A 26,513-nucleotide genomic window follows, 5' to 3' on the forward strand; every position below is an offset into this window, starting at 1 on the left:
GGCGCCACATCGGCCACCTCGTTGAAACGATCGAGGCAACCGAATGCAACAACTACTTCGCAAACGCCGGCTACGCTTCCATCAAAACGTGAAAGGCTCTAGGGGTCAATATGACAGAACTGGCGGGGCTGACCGGTCTCGCGCGCAACACGCTTGCCGCCAAGTCCGGTGCGCGCAAGGTTGACGCCGCATTGGGTCCCATCGTCCGTATCCTGGCGATGGCCGGTGAGATGGCCAGTGATGAACATCGTGCGGCGATCTGGTTCAAGCATCAGCCGATCCCCGGTTGGGCCGGAAAGACCGCCTACGATCTGGTTCGCGAAGGCAAGACGGACAAGGTGCTTGCCTATCTGGAGGCAGTCCGCTCCGGCATCTATGCCTGAAACCAGGCTGACCCTGTGGCGCGCTTTTGTGCCGCGCTGGGCCGCTGTGAGCTGCTATGCTTCTTGCACGCGTTCGTATCCGGCCGCCTTCGCGGCCCTGACGAACTTGCGGTCAAAAGTCGCGAAGCCAGCGCAGTGAGCGGACTTGCCCAGATGCAGCGCATCAGCGAAATCCAACCCCTGTTCCGAGAGGTCGAGCGCGGACGACACGACCGCCCCGTCTTCCACCTCTACCGTGGGAAGCCCGCTAAACACCCGTAGCGTACGGGCGATTTCAAGCGGCGCAAAACCGTAGGCGCTGCGCAACACCCATTCGACTTCCAGCATCACCGTGAGGGCGACAAAGACCGGCTGGCTATCGATCAGCGCCCGGGCGCGGGAAGACTGCGACGGGTGATCGCCCGTCAGGTAGCGGACGATCAGGTTGGTATCAATTGCGAGCATGGCGCCGCCGCGCTTCGGCGAGCACGCCCGCGTCCATTTCCTCCAACGTCTTCGGCCTGCCGCTATAGCGCAGCGATCCAAACACGTCCTCTGGCCGCGTCTCGGCGAAGACTGGCGCAGGCTTCAGTAGCACGCCCTCCGGGGTATCCTCGACCAGAAGGCGTGTGCCGGCATGCCATTCCCTCCGTTTCCGGATCGCGCTGGGCAGGATGACCTGTCCCTTGGTCGAGACCGTAGTTACGAGCTTCTCTGCGGCAGCCATCTCGGCACGTCCTTAGGTGTAAGACGAATGTAAGATAGTCGAAGCTCTCGGCAAATTCAAGGCGCAAGCTACTCCTACTTAAAGCGATGACAAGGCAGTGGGCGGCGGGGATTGGTTGTTCCGGAGCGGCGATAATTCGGCGCCAGCCGCATCAAACCCTGGTGCCGCCGACTGTCATCTGGTTCATCCTGAGATGCGGCTGGCCGACGCCGACCGGCACGCCCTGTCCGGCCTTGCCGCACATGCCGATGCCGGTGTCGAGCTTCATGTCGTTGCCGATCATCGCCACACGATGCATGGCATCCGGCCCGTTGCCGATCAGCATGGCGCCTTTGATCGGTTGCGTCACCTTGCCGTTCTCGATCATGTAGGCTTCGGTGCAGCCGAACACGAACTTGCCCGAAGTGATGTCGACCTGGCCGCCACCGAACGACACGGCATAGATGCCGTTCTTGACCGAGGCGATGATCTCGTCCGGCTCCATGTCGCCTGCTGTCATGTAGGTGTTGGTCATGCGCGGCATAGGCTCGTGCGCGTAACCTTGGCGTCGCCCGTTGCCGGTGGCTTTCATGCCCATCAGCCGGGCGTTCTGGCGGTCCTGCATGTAGCCGACCAGCTTGCCATCGTCGATCAGCACGTTATGGGCCGATGGCGTGCCCTCATCGTCGACGGTAAGCGAGCCACGCCGCTCGGGCATGGTGCCGTCATCAACGACGGTGACGCCTTTCGCTGCCACCTGCTGGCCAAGCAGGCCGGCGAAGGCCGACGTCTTCTTGCGGTTGAAATCGCCTTCCAGCCCGTGGCCGACGGCCTCGTGCAACATGACGCCCGGCCAGCCGCTCGACAGCACGATGTCGAAAGTGCCGGCAGGTGCTGGAACCGCTTCGAGATTGACCAGCGCTTGCCGCAATGCCTCCTTGGCCGCGTGCCGCCAGCTGTCCTCGATCAGGAATTCACCAAAATCCTTGCGGCCTCCCATGCCGTAGGAGCCGCTCTCCTGGCGGTCGCCGTCGCCGACCACCACCGACACGTTGATCCTGACCAGCGGACGGATGTCGCGCACCATCTGGCCGTCGGCGCGCACGATCTCGACATGCTGCCAGGAGGCGGCGAGCGACGCCGTCACCTGCCTGACGCGCGGATCCTCGGCCCGCAGCCATGCATCGATTTCCTGAAGCAGCTTGGCCTTGGCCTCGAAGGAAGGCGAGGGGATAGGGTTTCCGTCGCCGTAGAGATGGCGGTTGGTGCGGGCAGGCGCTGCGGCAAGCGTACCGGAATAGCCGCTCTTCACCGTCGAAACGGCATCGGCGGCGCGCAGCAGCGAGGCTTCGGAGAGATCGCTGGAATGGGCGTAGCCGCTGGCTTCGCCGGCGACGGCACGCAGGCCGAAACCCTGGTCGGTGTTGAAATTCGCGGTCTTCAGCTTGCCATTGTCGAACATCAGCGATTCGCTTTCGCTATATTCGAGAAACAGTTCGCCGTCGTCGGCGCCGTTAATAGTCTCGGCAACGATTTGCTTGATGCGATCGTCGGAAATGTCAAATTGGCCGATCAGGCTGTTCATGGCAGGTCCATTCGCAGGAGGGTTGTTTCCCACGATGTAGGCGCGAAGGCCCGCACAGACAATCTGAAATGAGATTTGCCGTGACCTCGGCCGGTCAACATCACTGGATCAGCTACAAGACCCAGTCTCAAGGCAGGGCGGCGAAGCCGTCGGCGAAACCCTTGAGGTCGACGGGAATGCCGATGCCCTCTTCCGGCGTCTGGAAGACGATGAAGGTGGCGGACGTACCGGTCTTCAGCGTGTCGAGCAGCGGCTTTTCCAGGATGACCTCGGCATAGCAGCCGTCCTGGAAACAGCGCACGAAATAGGCGCGGCCGATATCCTTGCCGTCGACATTGAGGCCGAGGCCGTTGGGCAACAGCACGCCGAGCGGCGCCAGCACACGCAGGATTTCGGCCTTGTTGTCGGCTGTGCGCAGCACGACAACGGAAAGACCCATTTCCGGACGGTCCTCGGCGACGACGTTCTGCATCATCACGCATTGTTCGGATGTAGCACCGGCGGGCGTATCGCAGATGATCGACCACGCCCCATGCGTTGACTTCACCGTGCCGCTTGGCTGCGCGGCATTGGCCAGGCCGGCGCCGGACAAGGCTATTGCGGCGGCAACAAAGATGACCTTCGCCAAGGTTCTCGAAAGCCAAGGATTCATGACGGCTCCATTGCGAATCACGGCACTTTAAGCCGCACTAAACCCAAGTAAAGGACGAGACCCCGGCGATCTGCCCCGACACAGGCAACAATGCGCTTTTCCGTGCCAATTTCGCCCTAATTGCGACGGTTCCGCGCGCCGCGCGGCTCATTCTACCCGGATGCCGCTCTGGTGATTCGCGGCGAGCCGTCACCGCACGAAGCCAGCGCCGCGCTTGCGCGCAAAAATGCCGCACGGGTTCCGGCGCTCCTTTCTTGCGGAGGCAAATAGAGTATGGTTTGAACCAGCCTTGAATTGTCCGGGATTCCCGTCCCGGCATTGTTCGACATTCTTGCGGTCCGATCGCGAGGAACTGGGAGATGACGAGGGCGATGAGAAAATTCCTGGCAACCGCCAAAATCGTAGCTAGTGCCGCCGCCACGTTGTTTGCCGCTGCATCCGCTCATGCAGCCCAGCCCCAACCTTGGGAAACCAGTTTTCAGCCTCCGGCAACCGACATTATGCGGCAGATCGAGTGGTTCGGGAACTACTCGTTCGCGTTCATCATTGTGATCACCGCCTTGGTGCTTTTCCTGATTGCCTACTGCATTTTGCGGTTCCGGGCGAGCGTCAACCCGACGCCGTCGCGCACCAGCCACAACACGCTGATCGAGGTCATCTGGACTGTCGGTCCCGTCGTCATCCTGCTCTGTCTCGCCATTCCCTCGTTCCAGCTGCTGACCGCGCAATACACGCCGCCGGAAGAAGCCAAGCTGACCGTCAAGGCGACCGGCAATCAGTGGAACTGGGACTACGAATACCAGGTCGACAACACGCTTTCCTTTAATTCCGCGATCCTTCAGGATGCCGACAGGGCTGCTGCCGGCAAGGAAGATCGCGCCGCGTATCCGCGCCTGCTCGCCGTCGACAATGAGATGGTGGTGCCGGTCAACACCATGACCCGGGTGCTGGTGACGGCGACCGACGTCATTCACGCCTTTGCCATGCCGTCCTTCGGCATCAAGACCGATGCGGTGCCGGGCCGCATCAACGAGGTCTGGTTCAAGGCGGACAAGGAAGGCCTCTATTACGGCCAGTGCTCGGAACTCTGCGGCAAGGACCACGCCTTCATGCCGATCGCCATTCGCGTCGTCTCCGATGCACAATACAAGAACTGGCTGGCGGCAGCCAAGACCGACCTTCCCGGCGCCAACAAGGCGCTGATGGCCGAGGTCGATGGCACGAACAAGGTAGCGGCCGCCGGCAATTGATGCCGCGACCAGAAAAGATTCAGGGAACGGAGCCGACCATGGCGCACGCTGCAGCTCACGACGACCACGACCACAAGCCGTATCATGGCTGGGTCCGGTGGGTGTATTCGACCAACCACAAGGACATCGGTACGCTTTATCTGATCTTCGCGATCATGGCGGGCTGCATCGGTGGCGCCTTGTCGGTCGTCATGCGCATGGAATTGCAGGAGCCGGGCATCCAGATATTCACTGGCCTGGCGCAGATGGTCTACGGCATGAATGGCGACGCCGCCATCGACGGCGGCAAGAGCATGTACAATGCTTTCACCACCGCGCATGCGCTGATCATGATCTTCTTCATGGTGATGCCGGCGCTGATCGGCGGCTTTGCCAACTGGATGGTGCCGATCATGATCGGCGCGCCGGATATGGCCTTCCCGCGCATGAACAACGTTTCGTTCTGGCTGCTGCCGCCGGCTTTCATCCTGCTGATTTTCTCGGCCTTCGTCCCGAGTGCGCCCGGCGCCTACGGCGTCGGCGGCGGCTGGACGCTTTATCCGCCATTGTCGACATCGGGCCAGCCCGGACCGGCCATGGACCTGGCGATCCTGTCAATCCACATCGCCGGCGCCTCCTCGATTCTTGGCGCCATCAACTTCATCACCACCATCTTCAACATGCGCGCGCCCGGCATGACCATGCACAAGATGCCGCTTTTCGCCTGGTCTGTGCTGATTACCGCCTTCCTGCTGCTTCTGTCGTTGCCGGTGCTGGCCGGCGGCATCACCATGCTTTTGACCGACCGCAATTTCGGCACCACCTTCTTCGCCCCGGACGGCGGCGGCGATCCGATCCTGTTCCAGCACCTGTTCTGGTTCTTCGGCCATCCGGAGGTCTACATCCTGATCCTGCCGGGTTTCGGTATCATCAGCCATATCATCTCGACCTTTTCGAGGAAGCCGGTGTTTGGCTATCTCGGCATGGCCTATGCGATGGTTGCCATCGGCGCGGTGGGCTTCATCGTCTGGGCCCACCACATGTACACGACGGGCCTATCGCTCGACACCCAGCGCTATTTCGTCTTCGCCACCATGGTCATCGCGGTGCCGACGGGTGTGAAGATCTTCTCGTGGATCGCCACTATGTGGGGCGGGTCGATTTCGCTCAAGACCCCGATGCTGTGGGCGATCGGCTTCATCTTCCTGTTCACTGTTGGCGGCGTCACCGGCGTGCAGCTGGCCAATGCCGGCCTCGACCGCCCGCTGCACGACACCTATTTCGTGGTCGCGCACTTCCACTACGTGCTGTCGCTGGGCGCGGTCTTCGCGATCTTCGCCGGCTGGTACTACTGGTTCCCGAAGATGACCGGCTACATGTATTCGCCGGTGATCGCCAACACCCACTTCTGGGTCACTTTCGTCGGCGTCAACCTGGTCTTTTTCCCGCAGCACTTCCTCGGTCTCTCCGGTATGCCGCGTCGTTATATCGACTATCCGGATGCCTTCGCCGGCTGGAATATGGTGTCGTCCTACGGCTCGTACATCTCGGCTGTCGGCGTCGTCATCTTCCTGTTCGGCGTCTTCGAGGCGTTCCAGAAGAAGCGGGTCGCCGGCGCCAATCCTTGGGGCGAGGGTGCGACCACGCTGGAATGGCAGCTGCCTTCGCCGCCGCCGTTCCACCAGTGGGAACAGTTGCCGAAGATCAAATAGGCGGTTGCCTCCTTAATACGGAACCGCCGGCCGGCCGGCGGTTTTGGCCAACGGAATGATGGACTTTAAGTACGCATGGCCCTTGCCGAAGACAGACTGATTGACGAGCCGGGCTTCCGCATGTCGGAAGCGACGGCGGGCGATTTCTTCGCCCTGCTGAAGCCGCGCGTCATGTCGCTGGTGGTGTTCACTGCGTTTGTCGGCATGGTCGCCGCCCCGGTGACCATCAATCCGCTGCTGGCGGTGATCGCGATCCTGGCTATTGCCATCGGCGCCGGCGCCTCCGGTGCGCTCAACATGTGGTATGACGCAGACATCGATGCGGTGATGACGCGCACCGCCGGCCGTCCCGTGCCGGCCGGCCGCATCCGGCCAGGCGAGGCATTGAGTTTCGGGCTGGTGCTGTCGGTTCTGTCGGTGATGACGCTCGGCGTGCTGGTCAACTGGTTGGCAGCATCGCTTCTGGCCTTCACCATCTTTTTCTATGCGGTCATCTATACGATGTGGCTGAAGCGCTGGACGCCGCAGAACATCGTCATCGGCGGGGCTGCCGGTGCCATTCCGCCGGTCATAGGCTGGGCGGCGGTAACCGGATCGGTCAGCCTCGAAAGCTTGGTGCTGTTCCTGGTCATCTTCCTGTGGACGCCGCCACATTTCTGGGCGCTCGCGCTGTTCAAGTCGGAGGACTATGCGAAGGCAGGCATTCCGATGATGCCGAATGTCGCCGGCCAGGCCTCGACCAGACGCCAGATCTTTGCCTATGCGCTGGTCCTCGCGCCGGTTGGCGTGCTGCCCTGGGTTCTCGGGTTCACCACGCCGGTCTATGGCATCGTTGCATTGCTGCTCGGCGCCGGCTTCGTCTGGTATGCGTGGAAGGTGCTGCAAATGGCCGATGACGATCGGGCGATGAAGCCGGCCAAGGCCTTGTTCGGCTATTCGCTGCTCTATCTCTTCGCCATCTTCGCCGCCTACCTTGGCGATTGTGTCGTCGAGCGCGCGCTGACCATTGGTGGAGCATGAGCATGGCCGAAAAGAAGCTTGAACTGGTCACGCTGACCGAACGTCAGCAGAAGGCCCGCCGCAATCGCTCGGCCGCAATCGGTTTCGCGCTGGCGGCGCTGGTCGTCATATTCTACGTCGCGACCATCGTGAAATTTGGTCACAGTTTCCCCGGCTCGATGTGAGCTCACAATGACCAGGCAAACAGTCACCGATCCTACGAAGAAAAACACGAACCGCGTCGTCGCCGGCGTCTGCATCGCGTTTTTCGGCGGCATGATCGGCATGGCCTACGCCGCGGTACCACTCTATGCGATGTTCTGCCAGGCGACAGGCTACGGCGGCACCGTCAAACGGGCGACCCAGCAATATGCCGATCGGGTGCTCGATCGCGACATCACCATCCGCTTCGACGCCAACACCGCCGGCGTTCCCTGGCAATTCCAGCCGGTCGCCCGCTCGATCACCATCAAGATCGGCGAAACCGCCGAGGCGCATTTCAGCGCGACCAACAAATTCAACCGTCCCATCACTGGACGCGCCACCTTCAACGTGCAGCCGGAACTGGCCGGACCTTACTTCAACAAGGTCGAGTGTTTCTGCTTCACCGACACGACGCTGAAGCCGGGCGAGACGCTGGACATGCCGGTCGTCTTCTATGTCGATCCCGACATCGTCAACGCGCCGGAATTGAAGGATCTGACGACGATTACCCTGTCCTACACGATGTTCCCGGTCGACAAGACCAAGCCGGTCGCATCATCGGTGCCGGCCGACGGCCGCCGCAACAAGATTTCAGATACCGAAGCAAGCCTCGGGGGTTGATATGGCAGACGCACACGCAAAACCACAACATGACTACCACCTTGTCGACCCGAGCCCGTGGCCTTTCCTGGGCTCCGTCGGGGCGCTGGTGACCGCGTTCGGCGGCGTCTGTTACATGCAATATCTCAAGGGCGGCGATTTCCCGATCTTCGGTTTCAACATCGCCAATCCATGGCTGTTCTTCATCGGCCTGCTGATCGTCATCTACACGATGTTCGCCTGGTGGTCGGATACGATCAAGGAGGCGCATGAGGGACACCACACCCGTGTCGTGTCGCTGCATCTGCGCTACGGCATGATCATGTTCATCGCCTCCGAGGTGATGTTCTTCGTCGCCTGGTTCTGGGCCTTCTTCGACGCCAGCCTGTTTCCTGGCGAGGTCCATCAATACGCCCGTACCGCCTTCACCGGCGGCGTCTGGCCGCCCAAGGGCCTCGAGGTTCTCGACCCCTTCCATCTGCCGCTCTACAACACCGTCATCCTGCTTCTGTCGGGGACCACGGTGACCTGGGCGCACCACTCGCTCATCCACGGCGACCGCAAGGGCCTGATCAATGGCTTGGTGCTGACCGTCGGCCTCGGCATGCTGTTCACCATGGTGCAGGCCTACGAGTACATGCACGCGCCGTTCGGCTTCAGGGATTCGATCTACGGCGCCACCTTCTTCATGGCGACCGGCTTCCATGGTTTCCACGTCATCATCGGCACGATCTTCCTGTTGGTCTGCCTGATCCGCGCCATGAAGGGCGACTTCACGCCCAAGCAGCATTTCGGCTTCGAGGCCGCCGCCTGGTATTGGCACTTCGTTGACGTGGTGTGGCTGTTCCTGTTTGCCTCGATCTACGTCTGGGCATCGAACGGCGCGATGATCGAACCGCACTGAGATCGAGCTGAGGAAATCGACAAGGCGGCTGCGGCGACGTGGCCGCCTTATCTTTTGCGGCAAATGCTCCTAGGATGACCTCATGAGCGACGACAAGGCGATCTGGCCACCAATCGATCCGATCTCGGCCGGCTTGCATGGCCGCTGCCCCCGCTGTGGCGAGGGCAAGCTGTTCTCCGGGTTCCTCACGGTCGGTGATCGCTGCTCCAATTGCGGCCTCGATTATTCCTTCGCCGATGCCGGCGACGGGCCGGCGGTGTTCGTTATCCTGATCATCGGCTTTATCGTCGTCGGCCTGGCGTTGTGGATGGAGGTGACGCTCAATCCGCCGCTCTGGCTGCATCTGCTGCTGTGGATTCCGCTGACGCTGGTGCTTTGCCTGGCGGCGCTCCGGCTGATCAAGGGCGTGCTGCTGACGCTGCAATACCGCAACAAGGCGGCCGAGGGCCGGCTGGACCGCGGCGAATGAGCGAGGCATCCGGTTCGGTGGCCGGCCGGTCGCGGCCGAAGCGCGCATTGGCACTCGGCCTGGGTATCGTCGTGTTTTTGATCCTGCTGGCGCTCGGCACCTGGCAGGTTCAGCGCCTGCACTGGAAAGAGGGCCTTCTCCAGACGATAGACCAGCGCACCCATTCGGCGCCTGTGCCATTGGCCGAGCTCGAAAAGCGGTTTGCTGCCGCCGGCGACGTGGACTACACGCCGGTGACAGTGACCGGCACTTTCCTGCATCAAGACGAGCGGCATTTCCTCGCCACCTGGGAAGGCCAGTCCGGTTTCGACGTCTTCACGCCGCTACAGCTCGACGATGGCCGTTTCGTGCTGATCAACCGCGGCTTCGTGCCTTACGATTTCAAGGATCCAGCCAAGCGGCCGCAGGGGCAGGTAACGGGCAAAGTGACGGTGACGGGGCTCGCCCGCAACCCGCTGCCGGCCAAGCCCTCGATGATGCTTCCCGACAATGATCCGCAGAAGAATATCTTCTACTGGAAAGATCGTGACGCGATGGCCTCGAGCGCCGGCCTGCCGACAGGTGCGGCGCTGGTGCCGATCTTCATCGATGCGAACGCCAGGCCCAACCCCGGCGGGCTGCCAGTTGGAGGTGTCACCGTCATCGACCTGCCGAACAGCCATCTGCAATATGCGATAACCTGGTACGGCCTTGCCGCCGCCCTTGCCGGCGTCCTGATCTCCTGGCTCCGCCGCCCGGCGAAAGACCAATGATCGCCGCCACTACCCTTGACAGGGCAGGGCCGCGCACCTCATTTCGCGCCTTGAGCTCAGAAGTCATAGTCCGATCAACCGGCCTACAATCAGCGTAAGATGCAATCATGCTTTACACAAAGCCGCCGCTGACCATCCGGCTCTGCCAGCCTCGCGGTTTCTGTGCGGGCGTTGACCGTGCCATCCAGATCGTCGTGCTGGCGCTGAAGAAATACGGCGCGCCGGTCTATGTCCGCCACGAGATCGTGCACAACCGCTACGTCGTCGAAGGGCTGCAAAGCCTTGGCGCGGTGTTCATCGAGGAGCTCTCCGAGATCCCGCCCGAGCATCGCCAGAGCCCGGTCGTCTTTTCGGCGCATGGCGTGCCGAAATCTGTGCCGGCCGACGCCCAGTCCCGCAACCTGTTCTATCTCGACGCGACTTGCCCGCTGGTCTCGAAAGTCCATAAGCAGGCGATGCGCCATCAGCGGCTTGGCCGCCACGTGCTCTTGATCGGCCATGCCGGGCATCCGGAGGTGATCGGCACAATGGGCCAGTTGCCGGACGGCGCGGTCACTCTGATCGAGACCGAGGCCGACGCCGCAAGCTTCGTGCCTGCAGACCCGCAAGCGCTCGGCTTCGTCACCCAGACGACGCTGTCGGTCGAGGACACCGCCGGTATCATCCGCGCCCTGCAGCAGCGTTTTCCCGAGTTGCACGCGCCGGCGGCGGAATCGATCTGTTATGCCACCACCAATCGCCAGGAAGCGGTCAAGGAAACAGCGGCCGGCGCCGATCTCTTCCTGGTTGTCGGCGCACCTAACTCCTCCAACTCGCGGCGCCTGGTCGAAGTGGCCGAGCGCGCCGGCGCCTCGATGTCGCTTCTCGTGCAGCGCGCCTCCGAAATTCCGTGGAATGAGATTGCCGGCATTTCGACGCTCGGCCTGTCGGCGGGCGCCTCGGCGCCGGAGATCATCGTCGACGAGATCGTCGATGCGTTCAGGCAGCGCTTCGACGTGACCATCGAGCTGGCCGTGACGGCGACGGAGACGGAGGACTTTCCAGTGATGCGGGTGTTGCGCGATGTCGAACTGACGGCTGCCGACATGGCCTTCGTCAACGGGGCCGCGTAGCAACGATGGCGGTCTACACCGACGTCAACGAGGGCGAGCTCGGCGCATTCCTCAGGAACTATCCGGTCGGCGACCTCTTGTCCTACAAGGGCATCGCCGAAGGCACCGAGAACTCGAATTTTCTGCTGCACACCAGCAGCGGCTCCTACATCCTGACGCTTTACGAGAAGCGCGTCGACAAGGCTGACCTGCCGTTCTTTCTCGGCCTTATGGCCCACCTCGCCAGAAAGGGCATTTCGTGCCCGCTCCCGGTCACCGGACATGATGGCGGTGTGATCGGAACACTTGCCGGCCGGCCGGCGGTCATCATCACCTTTCTCGAAGGCCTGTCGCTGCGGCGGCCGACGGCTGCGCATTGCGGCGAGGTCGGCAAGGCGTTGGCGGCACTGCATCTCGCCGGCGCGGATTTTCCGATGACCCGCCCCAACGCCCTTGCCATCGATGGCTGGCGCAAGCTGTGGAATGCCGCCCGCGCCCGCGCCGACGAGGTCGAGCCGGGACTGGCGGCCGAGGTCGATGCCGATTTCGCCGATTTCGAGCGGAACTGGCCGAACGGTCTGCCGCAAGGCATCATCCATGCCGATCTTTTCCCGGACAATGTGTTCTTCCTCGGCGAGAAACTGTCTGGGCTGATCGACTTCTATTTCGCCTGCAACGACCTCTACGCCTACGACGTTGCCACGTGCCTGAACGCCTGGTGCTTCGAGAAGGATTTTTCCTTCAATCTGACCAAGGGCACGGCGCTGCTTGCCGGCTACCAAAGCGTGCGGCCGTTGAGCAGTGACGAGAAAGCTGCGCTGCCGATGCTGGCGCGCGGCTCGGCGCTGCGCTTCATGCTGACCCGGCTCTACGACTGGCTGACGGTCCCGGACGGCGGGCTGGTGATGAAACGCGACCCGACCGAGTATATCCGCCGGATGCGCTTCCACCGGGCGATCAACTCTCCTTCCGAATATGGACTGACATGACCAAGCGCGTTGAAATCTTCACCGATGGTGCCTGTTCGGGCAATCCCGGGCCTGGCGGCTGGGGCGCAATCCTGCGCTTCAACGGCGCAATCAAGGAGCTCCATGGTGGCGAGGCTCTGACCACCAACAACCGCATGGAGTTGTTGGCGGCCATCTCGGCGCTCAATGCGCTCAAGGAGCCCTGCGCCGTCGATCTTTATACCGACAGCAACTATGTCAAGGACGGTATTTTCAGCTGGATCGACGGCTGGAAGCGCAACGGCTGGAAGACGGCCGCCAGGCAGCCGGTGAAGAATGCCGAGCTGTGGCAGCAGCTCGACGCTGCGCGCAACCGCCACCAGGTCACCTGGCATTGGGTCAAGGGCCATGCCGGCCATCCTGAGAACGAGCGCGCCGACGAATTGGCGCGGCTCGGCATGGCGCCATTCAAGACGAAGTCGGCGAAACCCGTGCTCGCGTCCGTGCCGCCGAAGGAAGGCACCCAGTCCAGGCAATCGGCGGCCAAGAAGGTTCGGCGCTCGACCCAGAGTTATTGATCCGGTTGAACTGGCGTGTCAGCGGATCAGAAGGGCGGTGCCGAACAGTCCGATGGCAAACACCGTATGCGACACAAGATTGAGGGCGCGGACCTGCATCGGATTCGGCCGCTTCGAAGCGGCCCAGCCGGCGCCCATGCCGGGCGCCAGCAGAAACCACCCGGCGCCGACGGTGACGATGCCGAGCATAAAAGCCGGCAGGAAGGTCGGCGCGGTGAGCCAGGCCGTTCCGGCCAGCACGACCAGTATGACGCCGTAGACGATGCCGACAGCATAATGAAAGGCCCAGCCAAGTACTGATTCATGCGGGTAGGGCGAGGCCTCGCCAATGTCGTCATGGAAGACCTTGCCTTCCCTGAGATGCCAGACCCAGCGGCCGACCAGCCCCCAGTTCGGTCGTGGTTGGGCAAAGGCCTTGTTCAGGAAAATCGCCCAGACATCCATAAGCGCGGTTGCGCCGATGCCGATCGCGACGCTGCGCCACAAGATGTCGGACATAATCGAGGTCCCCAAAAGCAAGCAGTCCCGAAGGGCCGACACATGGCCCCGAAAACCGGGTCGGCTTTCGGAAGAATCATGCGCCGATGCAAAAGTCAGCGTCCTTTGGACGCTGAGCGCTCGAAGGCGCCCGCCGCCGTCCCAGGCCTATGCTGTCGCCAGGACGGAAAGCTGTCCGAGAATGTGAGCCGCACCGGACTCGTCGACGCCGGGCTTTGTCTCGACATTGAGTGCGGTGACCTTGCCGTCATCGACGATCATCGAAAAACGCCTTGAGCGCAGCCCCATGCCGCCGCTGGAGAGGTCGGCGTCGAGGCCGACCGATTTGGCGAAATCGCCATTGCCATCGGCAAGATAAAGGATTTTGCCTTCACCGCCGCTGAAGCGGGCCCAAGCCCCCATGACGTGAACATCGTTGACCGAGACAACGGCGATAGTGTCGACGCCGCGCGCCAGGATGGCGTCGTAATTATCCAGGTAGCCGGGCAGATGATTGTTGCTGCAGGTCGGCGTGAAAGCGCCTGGAACGCCAAACAGCACGACCGTCTTTCCTGAGAATATCTCGCCCGCCGTGATCGGCTTTGCACCGTCGGCGGTCATTGTCTTGAAGGTCGCATCGGGCAGTTTGTCGCCAACGGAGATCGTCATGATGGTCCTCGCTTGGAAATGGAAGGGAGTGTCCTTGCGATACCGAATTAAGGCGCGCCCGGCAACCGTCCAGACGTTGGCATCACGGAAAAGGCAGCAGGCCTTCGACCGCGCCAGCCGCACTTGTCAGCGTGTAGTGCAGGCCGCCATCGGTTGGCGTTGTCGACGGCCTGTCGAGGATCGGCACAGTAAAGATCAGCTTGCCATCCTTTTCGCTGCGTGCCGGGGCACCGAACATGTAATCGCGTTCGCCGGCAACGAAGAAGTCGGCGCCCTCGGGGCTGCCTGGAAAGCTCGCTTCGACAATCAGCGTTTCGTGGTCGCCCGGCAGTACGTTTATGCCGAAATCGGGCGTTGCCGTGGCGGGCAGGGTGGCAAGGCCTGCCTTGACCAGTGCCGCGTCCTCGGCGTTGTCCGGATCGGCGCCGGGATCGACGGTCAGCCTTGTCTGCACCGGGATGCAGATGGTTTCGCAAATGCCGAGGAAGATGTCCGCATCGATGACGGCCGGTTGGCCGGGCGCGGCAAGCGTGAACGTCACCGGCAACGAAACCGGGTGGTCGTAGCCGGCCCATTTGCCATAGCCGTCGTCATGGCGCTGCGGCGGCGGAAACGAAAGCGTCGCGTCGGCAATGTTGGTGCTGGCCGAGACGTCGATCTGTGGCGGCACGCCCGCATCGCCCGGATCGCGCCAATAGGTTTTCCAGCCGGGCTTCAGCGCAATGTCGAGGACGCCCTGGAGACGTCCGGCCTCGTCGGCTTTGCCGCTTGTTACCAGCCGCACCCTGCCGCCTTCGCTGTTGTACCAGGCCGACGAGGAGGCTGAGGCGGGGAAGCCGGTCGCCGATCCAATGGTCACACCAAGCAGCAGGATTTTCAAGCTTTGCATGGCGATGATTTGATCGTCCGTTGATGGCCGCACAATGATTTCATGACGCCGCCGGCATCATATTTGCGTGACCTTCGGCTTTTGAGCCTGATCAAATCGGGCGCCGCCCATCTTTTCGACGCCCCGGAAACGCGTTACGCTGTGGCCATGGATTTGTTGCGCCATAAAAGGACGGCCGCAGGACCCGGCTTTCTCGACGATCAGTTCCTGATTGCCATGCCTGGCATGAAGGACGACCGCTTCACGCGCTCCGTCATCTACATTTGCGCGCACAGCGACGAAGGCGCGATGGGGCTGATCATCAACCAGACGCAGCAGATGCTGTTTCCGGACCTGCTCGTGCAACTCGGCATCATGAACGAGCTGGAGGCAATTCGCCTGCCGCCGCCGGCGCGCGACTTTGTCGTGCGCAATGGCGGACCGGTGGATCGTAGCCGCGGCTTCGTTCTGCATTCGGGCGACTACCGGGTGGAATCCTCGCTCGCCGTGTCCGACGATGTCTGTCTGACCGCGACCGTCGACATATTGCGCGCCATCTCCTCCGGCCGCGGACCCCGGCGGGCTCTGATGGCGCTCGGCTATGCCGGCTGGGGTGCGGGCCAGCTTGAAAACGAGATCGTCGAGAATGGCTGGCTGACTTGCCCGGCAAGTGCCGAGCTTCTGTTCGACGCCGACATCGACCGCAAATACGACCGGATCCTTGCCTCGATCGGCATCGATCTCGCGCATCTCAGCCTGGCTGCCGGTCACGCCTGAACCTCATTACGTCCTGAAACTTGTCACGCTTGGGTCAACGGATACTGTTCCTTCAGCGTCTTCAGCACCTGGTCGCCGGGCATCGGCGCGCCGAACATGAAGCTCTGCACGTATTCGCAGCCCATCTGCCGCAGCTCCAGCGCATCGCTTTCGTCCGAAATGCCTTCGGCAACGACCGACAGGCCGAGCTCATGCGCCATGTTGACCATTGATTTGAGCAGCACCGCGCGTTTCGGCGTCGCGTCGTCGACGAAGCTCTTGTCGATCTTGATGGTGTCGAACGGAAAGCGCGTCAGATAGGCCAGCGATGAATAGCCGGTGCCGAAATCATCCAGCGACAGGCCGATGCCAAGCTGCTTCAGCTTGGTCAGCACATGGGCGGTCTGCTCGGGATTGTCCATCACCAGCGATTCGGTGAGTTCGAGCCGGAAGCAGCGCGGTTTCAGGTTGGCTCGTGCGATCACCGAGCGGACGTCGCTGACCAGGTCGCGGCGGATGAGCTGGCGGCTGGACAGATTGACCGAGACCGACAGCGGCGCATCGCCGATCTGCTTTTGCCATCCCGCCAGGTCTTCGGCAGCCTGCTGCATGGCAAACAGCCCAAGCTGCACGATCAGGCCGCAGTTTTCGGCAACCGGAATGAAATCCGCCGGCGGGATCATGCCGCGCCGCGGATGGTCCCAGCGCAGCAGCGCTTCGAAGCCTGCGACGCTGCCGTCCTCCAGCCGCACGATCGGCTGGTAGGCAAGCGTGAATTCGCGTCGTTCGATGGCGCGGCGCAGATCGGACTCGAACTGCAGCCGGTCGGTGCCGACGGTGCGGAAGGCGGGACGGAACGGCTCGATCCGGTCGCCGCCGAAGCGCTTGGCCTGATGCATGGCAAGCTCGGCATCCTTGACCATGTCCTCGGCCGAGGTCTGCGTGGCGGTCCAGGTGATCAGCCCGATCGAGGCCGTCAGCACGATCTCGCGCTTGGCGAAGGTGATCGGGTTGTTGATGGCGTGCTTGATGGCATCGGCAATGGCCGCGATGCGGGCCGGATCCTGCTCCGACAAAAGCATCAGCGCGAACTGGTCGCCGGCAAAGCGCGACAGCGAATCCTTCGGCTTGAGCAGTCGGTGCAGCCGCCGCGCGATAGTCAAAAGGATGGTATCGCCGGCCGAGATGCCGAGCCCGTCATTGACCTGCTTGAACCGGTCTATGTCGATGACGAAGACGGTCGGGCGCACCTTCTCTTCGGTGCGGGCAATCGAAATGATCGCCTCCAGCCGGTTCATGAACAGCTCGCGGTTGGGCAGGCCGGTCAGATTGTCGTGCACGGCGTCATGCAGCAGCCGTTCCTCGGATTTCTTCTGCTCCGTCACGTCGACCATGGTGCCGACGCAGCGGATGACCTCGCCGTCCGAGCCGATCACCGGCCGGGCGCGCAACGAAAACCAGTGATAGTGCCCGTCGGCGCCGCGCAGGCGAAAGTTTTGCGACACCCGGCCGCGCCGGTGCTCGAGCACCACGTCGAGTGTCGTGCGAAACGTGTCGCGGTCGTCGGCATGCAGCACCGGCAGCCAGTTGCGGGCAGGGCCGCCGAGGCTGTTGGGGGCAAGACCGAGCTGAATGCTGACGTCGGGACGAGTGACGACGCGGTCGCGCAGCACGTCCCAGTCCCACACAGTATCGCCCGATCCGGCAACCGCCAGCGCCTGCCGCTCAAGGTCGGAGAACAGGCCCTGATGCAGCGCGCCGCCGGCAAAAGCGTGCTGCATCACGGTGAAGCCGATCAGCAGGATGATGAGGATCAGCCCACCGCCCAGCGCCGGCTGAGCGATATCGTTGTCCAGCATGCCGGTGATTGCCATCCACGATCCGCATAGCCACAGCAGAACCATCACCCAACTGGGCACCAGCATGATGGCGCGGTCGTAACCGCGGATACCGAGGAAGATGATCAGGCCGAGCCCGGTCAGCGCGGTGGCGGCGAAGGACAGCCTGGCAATGCCGGCGGCAACCGCCGGATCGATGATGGCGACACCGGCGATCAGCACCAGCCCGAGAATCCAGACCAGTGCGCCGTAGCTGAAATGGCCGTGCCACCGGTTGAGGTTGAGATAGGCAAACAGGAACACCACGAAGGTCGCCGCGAGCGCCACCTCCGTTCCGGCGCGCCACATCTGCTCATTGCCCGGTGAGATCTCTATGATCTTGTTGAGAAAGCCGAAATCGACGCAGATATAGGCAAGCACCGCCCAGGCTAGGGCCGCCGTTGCCGGGAACATCGAGGTCCCCTTGACGACGAAAAGAATGGTCAGGAACAGCGCCAGCAGGCCGGCGATGCCGATGACGATGCCACGAAACAGCGTGTAGGAATTGACCGAGTCCTTGTAGGATTCAGGATCCCACAGATAGACCTGCGGCAGCTTGGGCGAGGCGAGCTCGGCGATGAAGGTAATCACCGTTCCGGGGTTCAAGGTCACCCGGAACACGTCGGCGTCGGGGCTGGTCTGACGGTCGAGCGCAAAGCCTTCGCTGGGCGTGATCGCAGCGATACGGGTCGAGCCGAGATCCGGCCAGAACAGGCCGGAATTCACCAGCCGGAAATGCGGTGCGACAATCAGCCTGTCGAGCTGCTGGTCGGTGGTATTAGCGAGCGCGAACACCGCCCAGTCACCGGTCGAGCGCGCATCATTTGCCTCGACCTCGATGCGCCGCACGATGCCGTCCGGGCCTGGCGCGGTCGACACCTGAAAATTCTCGCCCTGGTTCCGGTAGATCAAGACGGCCCCCGAAAGATCGAGCGCAACGTCGTCGCGGGCGATCTTGATCGGTTCTACGGCAAACGCCGAGGATGCCGCGCAGAGCGTGACGATTGCCGCCAGCATAAAGGCAAGCAGCGACCCCTTGCGCAGAAAATTCGTCAAAATCAGCCCTTTGTTCCAACGCCCGGCGGATCGTCCGCGATTCGGGCGTATAGGTAATGGTCCTGCCAGATGCCGTTGATCCTGAGATAGGATCGTAGCAGTCCTTCGCGCCGGAATCCGGCTTTTTCAAGCACGCGGATCGACCGGGCGTTATCGGGGATACAGGCAGCTTCGATCCGGTGCAATCGCAGCGTTTCGTAGGCGAAACGCGTCACCACTTTGACGGCATCGGTCATCAGGCCGCGTCCGCTGAAGCGCTCGCCGATCCAGTAGCCGATATGGCCGCTTTGGGCGACCCCGTGGCGGATATTGCCGAGGGTGATACCGCCGGCCAGCTTGCCGCTGCTTTTCTCGAAGATGAAGAAGGCGATCGCCGTCCCCTGCGCGTAGTCCTCGCGGTAGCGCCCGATACGATGCCGCCACGCCGTGCGGTCGAGTTCGTCAGGGGTCCATCGCGGCTCCCACGGCTCAAGAAAAGCGCGGCTTTCACTGCGCAGCACCGACCACTCGCGATAGTCGTTGGTCAGCGGTACGCGCAGCGTGACAAGCTCGCCCTGAAGTGCCGGCAGGTCGCGGCGAAAGAAAGGGAGCGCGAACACGACGCTCGAATAGGCTTAGACGGCAAGCTTACGGGCAGTGGTCTGCGTGCCCGAAAGCGAATCAAGGATTGCCTCATAGGGCGCGAGCGTACCCACCGGCCCGACGGCTGTAAGCGTCGGCTTGGTCGAAAAAAGCCGGGACGACAGATCCGTCAGCCGCTCGACAGTCAACGCCGCCAGCCGCTCCATCAGCTCTTCCTTGGCGATCGGCCTGCCGAACAGAAGCAACTGCCTGGCGATCTGCGAGGCGCGGCTGGCCGGGCTCTCGGCCGACATGATCAGCCCGGCGCGGTATTGGGCACGCGCCCGGTCAAGCTCCTCCTGCAGGATGTTTTCACCGGCCTTTTGCAGCTCGTCGATGATCACAGGCACCAGCTCGGCAATATCGCTTTGTCCGGTCGCCGCATGGACCCCGAAGACGCCGGTGTCGGAAAAACCCCAATGGAAGGCATAGACCGAATAGCACAGGCCACGTTTCTCGCGGACTTCCTGGAAAAGTCGCGACGACATGCCGCCGCCCAGGATCATCGACAGGACCTGGGAGGCATAGAAATCGCGGACGTGATAGGCGCGGCCCTCGAAACCCAGCACGATCTGGGCGTCCATCAGGTCGCGGTCCTCGCGAAAATCGCCGCCGACATACTGCGCATATTGCGGGATGGTGCCGTCGGCCTTGCCGCGGAAGCTGCCCAGACGCTTTTCGACCTCCCGCACGAAATCGTCGTGCTTGATATCGCCGGCCGCCACCATCACCATGTTCTCGGCGCCGTACTGTCGTTCGATGAAGTCGTGCAGCTGCTTCGAAGTGAAGGATTTGACGGTTTCCGGCGTGCCAAGAATCGAGCGGCCGATAGTCTGGTGGCGGAAGGCGGTCTCGGTAAAGTGATCGAAAACGACGTCGTCGGGCGTATCGTGCGCGGCGCCGATCTCCTGCAGAATCACATGCTGCTCTCGTTCCAACTCCTGCGGATCGAATTCGGATTCCTGCAGGATGTCGGAAAGGATATCGACGGCCAGCGGCACGTCGTCGCTCAGAACCCTTGCATAATAGGAGGTCGTCTCGACGCTGGTGGCGGCATTGATCTCGCCGCCGACGTCCTCGATCTCCGAGGCGATCTCGAAGGCGCTTCGCCGCCTGGTGCCCTTGAAAGCCATGTGCTCGAGCAAGTGCGCCATTCCGTGCTCTTCGTCACGCTCGTTGCGTGCGCCCGACTTGACCCAGGCGCCAAGGGCAACAGATTCGAGGCTTGGAAGGGTTTCGGTGGCGACTGTCAGGCCGTTCGACAGACGGCTTACCTCAACACCCATATGGCAATTACTCCCTAACGCGCCGCCCGCGTGTGGCGGCCGAGATAATCTTCCACCATTTTCAGGTCGGATGGAAGTACCGTGTATTTTTCCTGGGCGCTCATCAACCCGCCTAGCCATGCAGGCAGGGCAGGCGACACGCCGCTGGCGGCTTCGACGGCGGCGGGAAACTTTGCCGGGTGCGCAGTGCCCAGCACCACCATCGGCACCTCACCCGCAGCCTTGCCGGCGGCCACATGCACGGCCGCGGCCGTATGCGGGTCGAGCAGATAGCCGCTCGCCGCAAGTGTGGTGCGGATGGTGGCGGCGACCTCGTCCATGGTGGCGCGGCCGGCGTCGAATTCGGAGCGGATCTTGGCGATTTCGCCGGCCTCGATGGTGAAGGCGCCGGACTGCTTGAGCCCGTTCATGTAGCGCCGTACGGTCGAGGCATCGCGGCCGGACGCTTCGAACAGCAAGCGTTCGAAGTTCGAAGACACCTGGATGTCCATCGAGGGCGACGTGGTCGAAAAGACCCCCTTCATGCGGTATTCGCCGGTCGCCAGCGTGCGCGCCAGAATATCGTTGTCGTTGGTGGCGATGATCAGCCGTTCGATCGGCAGCCCCATCTTCTTGGCGGCATAGCCGGCGAAGATGTCGCCGAAATTGCCGGTCGGCACGGTGAAGGAAACCGCCCTGTCGGGCGCGCCGAGCGACAGCGCGGAGGAGAAATAATAGACGATCTGGGCCATGATGCGGGCCCAGTTGATCGAGTTGACGCCGGACAGCGATACCCGGTCGCGAAAACCGTGGTCGTTAAACATGTCCTTTACCAGGCCCTGGCAGTCGTCGAAATTGCCTTCGATCGCCAACGCATGGACGTTTGCGGCGGTCGAGGTCGTCATCTGCCGCTGCTGTACCGGCGAGACGCGGCCGTGCGGGAAAAGCACGAAGATGTCGGTGCGGTTGCGCCCGGCAAAGGCATCGATGGCTGCCCCTCCGGTGTCGCCGGAGGTGGCACCGACAATGGTGGCGCGCTGGTCGCGCTCGGCCAGCACATGGTCCATCAGCCGCGCAAGAAGCTGCATCGCCACGTCCTTGAACGCGAGCGTCGGGCCGTGGAACAGCTCGAGCACGAAGCTGTTCGGCCCGGTCTGCACCAGCGGGCAGACGGCCTCATGGCGGAAGGTCGCATAGGCTTCGCGCACCAGCCGTTCGAACACCGGCGCCGCGATCTCGCCGCCGAGGAACGGCGACAGCACACGGATGGCAAGATCGGGATAGGCAAGGCCGCGCATGGCGCGGATCTCGGCTGCGGAAAAATGCGGCCAGGCGCTCGGCAGGTAGAGCCCGCCGTCGCGCGCCAGTCCGGCCAGCACCGCGTCGGAAAATCCAAGCGCGGGCGCTTCCCCGCGGGTACTCACATATTGCATCGTCACGTTTCCATTGCTGCCGGGAATTTTCGCCCGCCGCGAGGTGGTGGATTTCTGCGCAGGCTCAGTCGCATTTTTGCCGCGCGGTTGATATACGTCACCGGCTTTGCGAGAGGGAAGTGCAGTTCATGGCGTTTCATTCATTCAACGGTCGTTTTGTCGCGGGTCTGGCGCTCGCCGGCTTTATGCTTGCCGTCGCAGGTTGCCAATCGAGCGACAATGGAATTCTCGGCTTCGGCAAGAAGGATACGACACCGCCACCGCCACCCGATCCCAAGGTGCTTTCCAGCCAGCTGCAGGCCTATTGCCCGAAAGTGACGTTGCGTGACGGCACCGCCTTCTTCAATACCTACGCCAAGAGCGGTCCGAAGCCGAAGAAAAAAACCGATGTTGCCGCCGAGGAAGCCGCCCAGCCGGCAGCGGACGCGGCAGGCGTCGATCAGCCGGACGATTCCGCCAAGATCATCTATCAGGCTTCGATCACCGATGTGACCCGCGACTGCAGCCGCGCCAACGGCTCCTTGTCGATGAAGATAGCCGTCGCCGGCAAGGTCGTGCCTGGCCCGATGTTCACCCCGGGCACCATCACCATGCCGATCCGCATCGCGGTGATGCACGGCACCGAAGTTCTCTATTCGCAGCTTCACTCCTATCAGGTCCAGGTTACCGATCCTTCGAGTGCCACGCAGTTCGTCTTCACCGATTCCAACGTCGTCGTTCCGGAGCCGACGGCGAAGGACTACCAGGCATATGCCGGGTATGACGAGGGCGCTCCGAAAGTAGCGACAGACAAGCCGAGGAAGAAGAAAGCCGCCGCGACCAACTAAGCCGCTGCATTCGCGCCACGGCGGTTGGAGGCGGCCTCTCAGGCGTCCGCCGACCATTCCGACAGCGCGGCGATCACGCTTTTCAGTTCCGCCCAGCGGCGGATGACCGTTTCCGCGCCGGCCTCGGTCAGCGCATCGGCGTGGCCGGGATAGCTGTGCGCCGCGCCGGTGAAGCCGATGACGCGCATTCCCGCCGTCTTGGCGCCGGTGACGCCATGCACCGAATCCTCGATGACAAAGGTGTTCGCAGGATCGGCCTTGAGCTTTTCCGCGGCGAACCGAAACACGTCCGGCGCCGGCTTGGATTTCCCGGTCGGGGTTTCCAGCGAGGAAAAGATACGGCCGGCAAAGAACGGCAAAAGCTGCACCTTCTCCAGCATGAATTCGATTCGCTCCGAACGCGAATTCGAACAGACGCAGCGCGGCACTGCTACCGCGGCGACAGCCGCGTGCGCCCCGTCGATGGCACGCACGTCGCTGCGCAGCCGACGATCGACCAGCTGTTCCTCCTTGTCGATCAGCGAGGCCTGGAACGGGATCCGGGACTTTTCCTCGACCCGCATCACGATGTCCTTGAAAGTCAACCCGGCATAGACCTCGGAAATCTCCTCGGCCGATATCTCGTAGCCGGCCGAGGTCAACAACTCGGCATCGATCCGCGCGGCGATGATTTCGGAATCGACGAGCACGCCGTCGCAATCGAAGATGACAAGGTCTGGCTGGGGCATGGTGATCCGGAAAGCGGGATGAGGGGAATGCCGAGGGCCCTTTGGTCCAAACGGCTCAGGCGGCGCGGCATACACCAACAGGCCGGGCTTCGCAAATTCGGCGGACTGCTTCACTGAATATTTACGCTGATCGGTAACCATAACGGACAGTAAACAGTAACGCGTGCCTTGGGTGTCACAATGTCTGCCGTGCGTCTTCTCGACGAGCTTTCCGATGCTCCCCAGCAATCCGAGTGGCTGGATACGATCCTGAAGGGCGACTGCGTCGCCGCGCTCGAACGGCTGCCGGAAAAGTCGATCGACGTGATCTTCGCCGATCCGCCCTATAATTTGCAGCTCGATGGCGATCTGCACCGGCCCGACCAATCCAAGGTCGATGCCGTCGACGACCATTGGGACCAGTTCGACAGTTTTGAGGCCTACGACGCCTTCACCCGCGCCTGGCTGCTGGCGGCGCGCCGTGTGTTGAAGCCCAACGGCACGATCTGGGTTATCGGCTCCTACCACAATATTTTCAGGGTCGGGGCAAAGATGCAGGACCTGGGCTTCTGGATCCTCAACGACGTCGTCTGGCGCAAGACCAATCCAATGCCCAATTTCCGTGGCCGCCGTTTCCAGAACGCGCATGAGACGATGATCTGGGCATCGCGCGACCAGAAGGGCAAGGGCTACACTTTCAACTACGAGGCGCTGAAGGCATCGAACGACGACGTCCAGATGCGCTCGGACTGGCTGTTTCCGATCTGCACCGGCGGCGAGCGCCTGAAGAACGACAATGGTGACAAATTGCATCCGACGCAGAAGCCGGAAGCGTTGCTTGCCCGCATCATGACGGCATCGACCAGGCCGGGCGACATCGTGCTCGACCCGTTCTTCGGCTCAGGTACCACCGGGGCTGTCGCCAAGCGGCTTGGCCGCCACTTCGTCGGCATCGAGCGCGAACAAACCTATATCGATGCCGCCATGGAACGTATCGATGCGGTCCGGCCACTGGAAGGCGCCAATTTGACGGTACTGACCGGCAAGCGCGCTGAGCCGCGCGTCGCCTTCGTCACGCTTCTCGACAATGGCTTGGTGGCGCCAGGCGCCACGCTCTACGACGCCAAGAAGCGCTGGGCGGCAAAAGTGCGCGCCGACGGCACGCTGGCCATCGGCGACAGTGCCGGGTCGATCCACAAGATCGGCGCCGAGGTGCAGGGGCTGGACGCCTGCAACGGATGGACCTTCTGGCATTATGAGCGCAGCGGCGGCCTGACCCCGATCGACGAGCTTCGCCGCATTGCTCGGCTAGGCATGGAGCGGGCGGGCGCCTGACGGCTTCCGAGTTGCGACAGATCGGTTAATGCGAAGGCTCAACCAACTCCTGTAACCGAATTCAAATCACGCTTTGATCCCCAGACGTTCAAGGTCCGCCTTGAGCGTCTTGGCATCGGTGAACAGCACCGACTGCCAGCCCGCCGCCTTGGCGCCGTCGACGTTCTTCTGGCTGTCGTCGATGAACAGCGTCGCTGACGGTTCGAGGCTGAACGCGGCGACGTGGTGGTCATAGATGGCGCGATCCGGCTTGATCTGGCGGATGTCGCCGGAAACGGTGACGCCGCGCGGCCGATTGAGGAAATCGAAGCGCTCGCGGGCCTCGGCGAGCGTATCCGCAGCGAAATTGGTGAGCATCGTCACGTCATGGCCGCTGTCGATTAGGCCGATCATGATGGCGACGCTGTCCTCATAGGCGTGAGGCACCATCTCGTGCCAGTGCCGGCGGAAATTGCGGATATTTTCGGCGTGCTCGGGATATTGCGCGATCGCCAGCGCTTCGGCCTCTTCCCAACTGCGGCCGCGATCCTGCTCGATGTTCCAATCATGCGTGCAGACATTGTCGAAGAACCATTTCCGTTCGTCGGGATCGGGGATCAAGCGACTGAAGGGCAGGTCCGGATCATAGTGGATCAGCACTTTGCCGATATCGAAAACGATGTGGCGGATTTCAGTCATTCTTCTCTCTTTCAACGCGGCCGCTGCTTTTTCGTCGCGCCCGGTATCGCCGCTTCGATTACCTTTTTCATGACGCTCGGCAGCGCTTCCCCGGAAATTTCATGGGCCAGCGACCAGAAATGCCCGACCGGGGCGGCACTGTCGGTGTCCGCCTTGAACACGTCGAGTTCAAGCGCAAAATGGGTGAAGACATGGCCGATGCGTCCGGCCTGCCGCCAGTTGCCGGGGAAGGGGGCTGCCGCTTCCGTGGTGGCGCCGTCTATGCGCGCCGTCCAGCCGGTCGTCGGCACCTCAGTCATGCCGCCGAGCAGGCCTTTGTCCGCGCGCTTGCGCAGAAGGATGGCGCCGTCGCACCTGACGGCAACGAAGGCGGCACCGCGGCGTAAGGGTCTTTCGGCCTTGGGCAGGCGGACCGGAAAGCGTTCGGGGTCGCCCGAGATCGTGGCGCTGCAGTCCTCGCGAACGGGGCACAGCATGCAGCGGGGCCGGCGCGGCGTGCAGATCGTCGCGCCCAGATCCATCATCGCCTGCGCGAAGTCGCCGGGCCTTGTCGGGGGAACCATGCGTTCGACCTGGCCGCGTATCTCGCCCTTGGCTTCGCCCAGCGGCGTGGCGATCGAAAACAGCCGTGAGACGACCCGTTCGACATTGCCGTCGACGACCGCGGCTGGTCGGTCGAAGGCGATCGCTGCGATCGCCGCCGCCGTATAGGCGCCGATGCCGGGCAGTTCCTTCAAGCCGGACTCGCTGTCCGGAAAGCGGCCGCCTTGCCGCGCGACGAGATCGGCACAGGCTTTGAGATTGCGGGCGCGCGAATAATAGCCGAGCCCGGCCCAGGCCTTCATGACGTCTTCGGTCGGTGCCGCCGCCAGCGCCTGGACCGTTGGCCATTTCTGCACGAACGCCCGGAAATAGGATTTTACCGCCTCGACCGTCGTTTGCTGCAGCATCACCTCGGAAAGCCAGACCAGATAGGGATCGGGCCGCGCCCCGCCCGCCAGCGCGCGCGGCGAAACGCGCCAGGGCAGGTCGCGGTGATGCGCGTCGTACCAGCCAAGCAGCCGGGAGGCGATCTCGACATTGTCTCCGGATACGGCCTTGCGGGTCTGGTCGTGCAGTGCCATTGATCGAGGGTCGGCCCTAATCCATTGGTG

The 26,513-nt window shown here is 62.6% G+C and carries 28 protein-coding genes and 1 pseudogene; 15 read left to right on the plus strand and 14 right to left on the minus strand.

The window, feature by feature from the left end; genetic code table 11:
- Window positions 1-98 precede the first annotated feature (98 nt).
- A pseudogene (locus NKI18_RS30365) lies at window positions 99-383 on the plus strand (antitoxin Xre/MbcA/ParS toxin-binding domain-containing protein); the annotation flags it as partial.
- A 54-nt stretch (window positions 384-437) separates the two neighbouring features.
- On the opposite strand, the gene NKI18_RS30370 reads toward NKI18_RS30365, so the two are convergent.
- The 4 genes from NKI18_RS30370 to NKI18_RS30385 all read right to left on the minus strand — a co-directional run bounded on the left by NKI18_RS30370 (window position 438) and on the right by NKI18_RS30385 (window position 3,305).
- Window positions 438-827 (minus strand): type II toxin-antitoxin system VapC family toxin, encoded by a 390-nt coding sequence (locus tag NKI18_RS30370; protein WP_352621647.1) that lies wholly within the window; start codon window positions 825-827, stop codon window positions 438-440.
- Window positions 814-1,089, minus strand: a complete 276-nt coding sequence (locus tag NKI18_RS30375) for an AbrB/MazE/SpoVT family DNA-binding domain-containing protein (RefSeq protein ID WP_023674129.1) — start codon at window positions 1,087-1,089, stop codon at window positions 814-816. Before NKI18_RS30375 ends, NKI18_RS30370 begins: the two co-directional genes overlap by 14 nt.
- Before the next feature lie 151 nt (window positions 1,090-1,240).
- The gene (gene tldD, locus NKI18_RS30380; RefSeq protein ID WP_352456885.1) at window positions 1,241-2,653 is read right to left on the minus strand and encodes a metalloprotease TldD; all 1,413 of its coding nucleotides are present in this window, start codon (window positions 2,651-2,653) and stop codon (window positions 1,241-1,243) included.
- 127 nt (window positions 2,654-2,780) lie between these two features.
- Window positions 2,781-3,305 carry an invasion associated locus B family protein gene (locus NKI18_RS30385; protein WP_023674131.1) on the minus strand — a complete coding sequence of 175 codons (525 nt, stop codon included), beginning with the start codon at window positions 3,303-3,305 and terminating at the stop codon, window positions 2,781-2,783.
- A 359-nt stretch (window positions 3,306-3,664) separates the two neighbouring features.
- Here NKI18_RS30385 and coxB point away from each other — a divergent pair, with 359 nt between their 5' ends.
- From coxB to rnhA, 11 genes are all read left to right on the plus strand, one after another.
- Window positions 3,665-4,555 (plus strand): cytochrome c oxidase subunit II, encoded by an 891-nt coding sequence (gene coxB, locus NKI18_RS30390; protein WP_352796037.1) that lies wholly within the window; start codon window positions 3,665-3,667, stop codon window positions 4,553-4,555.
- Between the two features lie 38 nt (window positions 4,556-4,593).
- Window positions 4,594-6,246, plus strand: a complete 1,653-nt coding sequence (gene ctaD / locus NKI18_RS30395; RefSeq protein ID WP_031211058.1) for a cytochrome c oxidase subunit I — start codon at window positions 4,594-4,596, stop codon at window positions 6,244-6,246.
- 75 nt (window positions 6,247-6,321) lie between these two features.
- On the plus strand, window positions 6,322-7,266 hold the full coding sequence (locus NKI18_RS30400) for a heme o synthase (RefSeq protein WP_352621651.1): 945 nt from the start codon (window positions 6,322-6,324) through the stop codon (window positions 7,264-7,266).
- On the plus strand, window positions 7,263-7,430 hold the full coding sequence (locus tag NKI18_RS30405) for a cytochrome c oxidase system small membrane protein (protein ID WP_023674135.1): 168 nt from the start codon (window positions 7,263-7,265) through the stop codon (window positions 7,428-7,430). The genes NKI18_RS30400 and NKI18_RS30405 overlap by 4 nt, the downstream gene beginning before the upstream one ends.
- A gap of 7 nt (window positions 7,431-7,437) precedes the next feature.
- Complete coding sequence (locus NKI18_RS30410) at window positions 7,438-8,070, plus strand: cytochrome c oxidase assembly protein (protein ID WP_023674136.1); 633 nt, start codon at window positions 7,438-7,440, stop codon at window positions 8,068-8,070.
- Between the two features lies 1 nt (window position 8,071).
- Window positions 8,072-8,953 carry a cytochrome c oxidase subunit 3 gene (locus NKI18_RS30415; RefSeq protein WP_352578608.1) on the plus strand — a complete coding sequence of 294 codons (882 nt, stop codon included), beginning with the start codon at window positions 8,072-8,074 and terminating at the stop codon, window positions 8,951-8,953.
- 82 nt (window positions 8,954-9,035) lie between these two features.
- Window positions 9,036-9,422, plus strand: coding sequence for a DUF983 domain-containing protein (locus NKI18_RS30420; RefSeq protein ID WP_352621654.1), 387 nt, complete (start codon window positions 9,036-9,038; stop codon window positions 9,420-9,422).
- Window positions 9,419-10,174: an SURF1 family protein gene (locus NKI18_RS30425; RefSeq protein ID WP_352621656.1), complete on the plus strand. Its 756-nt coding sequence runs from the start codon at window positions 9,419-9,421 to the stop codon at window positions 10,172-10,174. Before NKI18_RS30420 ends, NKI18_RS30425 begins: the two co-directional genes overlap by 4 nt.
- A 107-nt stretch (window positions 10,175-10,281) precedes the next feature.
- Window positions 10,282-11,286, plus strand: a complete 1,005-nt coding sequence (ispH, locus tag NKI18_RS30430; protein WP_352621658.1) for a 4-hydroxy-3-methylbut-2-enyl diphosphate reductase — start codon at window positions 10,282-10,284, stop codon at window positions 11,284-11,286.
- 5 nt (window positions 11,287-11,291) lie between these two features.
- Window positions 11,292-12,254: a homoserine kinase gene (locus NKI18_RS30435; protein WP_352621659.1), complete on the plus strand. Its 963-nt coding sequence runs from the start codon at window positions 11,292-11,294 to the stop codon at window positions 12,252-12,254.
- Window positions 12,251-12,790 (plus strand): ribonuclease HI, encoded by a 540-nt coding sequence (rnhA, locus tag NKI18_RS30440; RefSeq protein ID WP_352449878.1) that lies wholly within the window; start codon window positions 12,251-12,253, stop codon window positions 12,788-12,790. The genes NKI18_RS30435 and rnhA overlap by 4 nt, the downstream gene beginning before the upstream one ends.
- Window positions 12,791-12,808: 18 nt before the next feature.
- Here the strand turns inward: rnhA and NKI18_RS30445 are convergent, their stop codons facing one another.
- The 3 genes from NKI18_RS30445 to NKI18_RS30455 all read right to left on the minus strand — a co-directional run bounded on the left by NKI18_RS30445 (window position 12,809) and on the right by NKI18_RS30455 (window position 14,825).
- Window positions 12,809-13,288 (minus strand): DUF2938 domain-containing protein, encoded by a 480-nt coding sequence (locus NKI18_RS30445; protein ID WP_352621661.1) that lies wholly within the window; start codon window positions 13,286-13,288, stop codon window positions 12,809-12,811.
- A 147-nt stretch (window positions 13,289-13,435) separates the two neighbouring features.
- Window positions 13,436-13,936 carry a peroxiredoxin gene (locus tag NKI18_RS30450; RefSeq protein WP_352621663.1) on the minus strand — a complete coding sequence of 167 codons (501 nt, stop codon included), beginning with the start codon at window positions 13,934-13,936 and terminating at the stop codon, window positions 13,436-13,438.
- An 82-nt stretch (window positions 13,937-14,018) separates the two neighbouring features.
- Window positions 14,019-14,825: a protein-disulfide reductase DsbD domain-containing protein gene (locus NKI18_RS30455; RefSeq protein ID WP_352621665.1), complete on the minus strand. Its 807-nt coding sequence runs from the start codon at window positions 14,823-14,825 to the stop codon at window positions 14,019-14,021.
- A 147-nt stretch (window positions 14,826-14,972) separates the two neighbouring features.
- Between NKI18_RS30455 and NKI18_RS30460 the strand changes: the two genes are divergently transcribed.
- A complete protein-coding gene (locus NKI18_RS30460; RefSeq protein WP_031211061.1) occupies window positions 14,973-15,581 on the plus strand; it encodes a YqgE/AlgH family protein in 609 nt (202 codons plus the stop codon).
- Window positions 15,582-15,604: 23 nt separating this feature from the next.
- Here the strand turns inward: NKI18_RS30460 and NKI18_RS30465 are convergent, their stop codons facing one another.
- The 4 genes from NKI18_RS30465 to thrC are packed head-to-tail and all read right to left on the minus strand — an operon-like array spanning window position 15,605 to window position 21,812.
- Window positions 15,605-18,493 carry an EAL domain-containing protein gene (locus tag NKI18_RS30465; RefSeq protein ID WP_352578602.1) on the minus strand — a complete coding sequence of 963 codons (2,889 nt, stop codon included), beginning with the start codon at window positions 18,491-18,493 and terminating at the stop codon, window positions 15,605-15,607.
- A 2-nt stretch (window positions 18,494-18,495) separates the two neighbouring features.
- The gene (locus tag NKI18_RS30470) at window positions 18,496-19,092 is read right to left on the minus strand and encodes a GNAT family N-acetyltransferase (RefSeq protein WP_353021641.1); all 597 of its coding nucleotides are present in this window, start codon (window positions 19,090-19,092) and stop codon (window positions 18,496-18,498) included.
- A 15-nt stretch (window positions 19,093-19,107) separates the two neighbouring features.
- A complete protein-coding gene (locus NKI18_RS30475) occupies window positions 19,108-20,400 on the minus strand; it encodes a M16 family metallopeptidase (RefSeq protein WP_023674150.1) in 1,293 nt (430 codons plus the stop codon).
- A 14-nt stretch (window positions 20,401-20,414) separates the two neighbouring features.
- Window positions 20,415-21,812, minus strand: a complete 1,398-nt coding sequence (thrC, locus tag NKI18_RS30480; protein ID WP_352621669.1) for a threonine synthase — start codon at window positions 21,810-21,812, stop codon at window positions 20,415-20,417.
- 128 nt (window positions 21,813-21,940) lie between these two features.
- Between thrC and NKI18_RS30485 the strand changes: the two genes are divergently transcribed.
- Entirely contained in the window at window positions 21,941-22,639 is a 699-nt protein-coding gene (locus NKI18_RS30485) for a hypothetical protein (RefSeq protein WP_352621671.1), read from the plus strand.
- A gap of 38 nt (window positions 22,640-22,677) precedes the next feature.
- On the opposite strand, the gene NKI18_RS30490 is transcribed toward NKI18_RS30485, so the two are convergent.
- Window positions 22,678-23,367: an HAD family hydrolase gene (locus tag NKI18_RS30490; protein ID WP_352621673.1), complete on the minus strand. Its 690-nt coding sequence runs from the start codon at window positions 23,365-23,367 to the stop codon at window positions 22,678-22,680.
- A gap of 180 nt (window positions 23,368-23,547) precedes the next feature.
- Between NKI18_RS30490 and NKI18_RS30495 the strand changes: the two genes are divergently transcribed.
- Window positions 23,548-24,681: a site-specific DNA-methyltransferase gene (locus NKI18_RS30495; protein WP_352621675.1), complete on the plus strand. Its 1,134-nt coding sequence runs from the start codon at window positions 23,548-23,550 to the stop codon at window positions 24,679-24,681.
- A 66-nt stretch (window positions 24,682-24,747) separates the two neighbouring features.
- Here the strand turns inward: NKI18_RS30495 and NKI18_RS30500 are convergent, their stop codons facing one another.
- On the minus strand, window positions 24,748-25,359 hold the full coding sequence (locus NKI18_RS30500) for an HAD family hydrolase (protein ID WP_352621677.1): 612 nt from the start codon (window positions 25,357-25,359) through the stop codon (window positions 24,748-24,750).
- Window positions 25,360-25,370: 11 nt separating this feature from the next.
- Window positions 25,371-26,483 carry an A/G-specific adenine glycosylase gene (gene mutY, locus NKI18_RS30505; RefSeq protein ID WP_352621679.1) on the minus strand — a complete coding sequence of 371 codons (1,113 nt, stop codon included), beginning with the start codon at window positions 26,481-26,483 and terminating at the stop codon, window positions 25,371-25,373.
- Window positions 26,484-26,513: the final 30 nt, after the last annotated feature.

The organism is Mesorhizobium sp. M0800, from assembly GCF_040320095.1.
GTDB lineage: Bacteria > Pseudomonadota > Alphaproteobacteria > Rhizobiales > Rhizobiaceae > Mesorhizobium.

Bases quoted from the DNA above. Each gene is read 5' to 3' on its own strand.
- NKI18_RS30370 (WP_352621647.1), bottom strand. From the start codon at position 827: ATGCTCGCAATTGATACCAACCTGATCGTCCGCTACCTGACGGGCGAT.
- NKI18_RS30375 (WP_023674129.1), bottom strand. From the start codon at position 1,089: ATGGCTGCCGCAGAGAAGCTCGTAACTACGGTCTCGACCAAGGGACAG.
- tldD (WP_352456885.1), bottom strand. From the start codon at position 2,653: ATGAACAGCCTGATCGGCCAATTTGACATTTCCGACGATCGCATCAAG.
- NKI18_RS30385 (WP_023674131.1), bottom strand. From the start codon at position 3,305: ATGAATCCTTGGCTTTCGAGAACCTTGGCGAAGGTCATCTTTGTTGCC.
- coxB (WP_352796037.1), top strand. From the start codon at position 3,665: ATGACGAGGGCGATGAGAAAATTCCTGGCAACCGCCAAAATCGTAGCT.
- ctaD (WP_031211058.1), top strand. From the start codon at position 4,594: ATGGCGCACGCTGCAGCTCACGACGACCACGACCACAAGCCGTATCAT.
- NKI18_RS30400 (WP_352621651.1), top strand. From the start codon at position 6,322: ATGGCCCTTGCCGAAGACAGACTGATTGACGAGCCGGGCTTCCGCATG.
- NKI18_RS30405 (WP_023674135.1), top strand. From the start codon at position 7,263: ATGAGCATGGCCGAAAAGAAGCTTGAACTGGTCACGCTGACCGAACGT.
- NKI18_RS30410 (WP_023674136.1), top strand. From the start codon at position 7,438: ATGACCAGGCAAACAGTCACCGATCCTACGAAGAAAAACACGAACCGC.
- NKI18_RS30415 (WP_352578608.1), top strand. From the start codon at position 8,072: ATGGCAGACGCACACGCAAAACCACAACATGACTACCACCTTGTCGAC.
- NKI18_RS30420 (WP_352621654.1), top strand. From the start codon at position 9,036: ATGAGCGACGACAAGGCGATCTGGCCACCAATCGATCCGATCTCGGCC.
- NKI18_RS30425 (WP_352621656.1), top strand. From the start codon at position 9,419: ATGAGCGAGGCATCCGGTTCGGTGGCCGGCCGGTCGCGGCCGAAGCGC.
- ispH (WP_352621658.1), top strand. From the start codon at position 10,282: ATGCTTTACACAAAGCCGCCGCTGACCATCCGGCTCTGCCAGCCTCGC.
- NKI18_RS30435 (WP_352621659.1), top strand. From the start codon at position 11,292: ATGGCGGTCTACACCGACGTCAACGAGGGCGAGCTCGGCGCATTCCTC.
- rnhA (WP_352449878.1), top strand. From the start codon at position 12,251: ATGACCAAGCGCGTTGAAATCTTCACCGATGGTGCCTGTTCGGGCAAT.
- NKI18_RS30445 (WP_352621661.1), bottom strand. From the start codon at position 13,288: ATGTCCGACATCTTGTGGCGCAGCGTCGCGATCGGCATCGGCGCAACC.
- NKI18_RS30450 (WP_352621663.1), bottom strand. From the start codon at position 13,936: ATGACGATCTCCGTTGGCGACAAACTGCCCGATGCGACCTTCAAGACA.
- NKI18_RS30455 (WP_352621665.1), bottom strand. From the start codon at position 14,825: ATGCAAAGCTTGAAAATCCTGCTGCTTGGTGTGACCATTGGATCGGCG.
- NKI18_RS30460 (WP_031211061.1), top strand. From the start codon at position 14,973: ATGGATTTGTTGCGCCATAAAAGGACGGCCGCAGGACCCGGCTTTCTC.
- NKI18_RS30475 (WP_023674150.1), bottom strand. From the start codon at position 20,400: ATGGGTGTTGAGGTAAGCCGTCTGTCGAACGGCCTGACAGTCGCCACC.
- thrC (WP_352621669.1), bottom strand. From the start codon at position 21,812: ATGCAATATGTGAGTACCCGCGGGGAAGCGCCCGCGCTTGGATTTTCC.
- NKI18_RS30485 (WP_352621671.1), top strand. From the start codon at position 21,941: ATGGCGTTTCATTCATTCAACGGTCGTTTTGTCGCGGGTCTGGCGCTC.
- NKI18_RS30490 (WP_352621673.1), bottom strand. From the start codon at position 23,367: ATGCCCCAGCCAGACCTTGTCATCTTCGATTGCGACGGCGTGCTCGTC.
- NKI18_RS30495 (WP_352621675.1), top strand. From the start codon at position 23,548: ATGTCTGCCGTGCGTCTTCTCGACGAGCTTTCCGATGCTCCCCAGCAA.
- NKI18_RS30500 (WP_352621677.1), bottom strand. From the start codon at position 25,359: ATGACTGAAATCCGCCACATCGTTTTCGATATCGGCAAAGTGCTGATC.
- mutY (WP_352621679.1), bottom strand. From the start codon at position 26,483: ATGGCACTGCACGACCAGACCCGCAAGGCCGTATCCGGAGACAATGTC.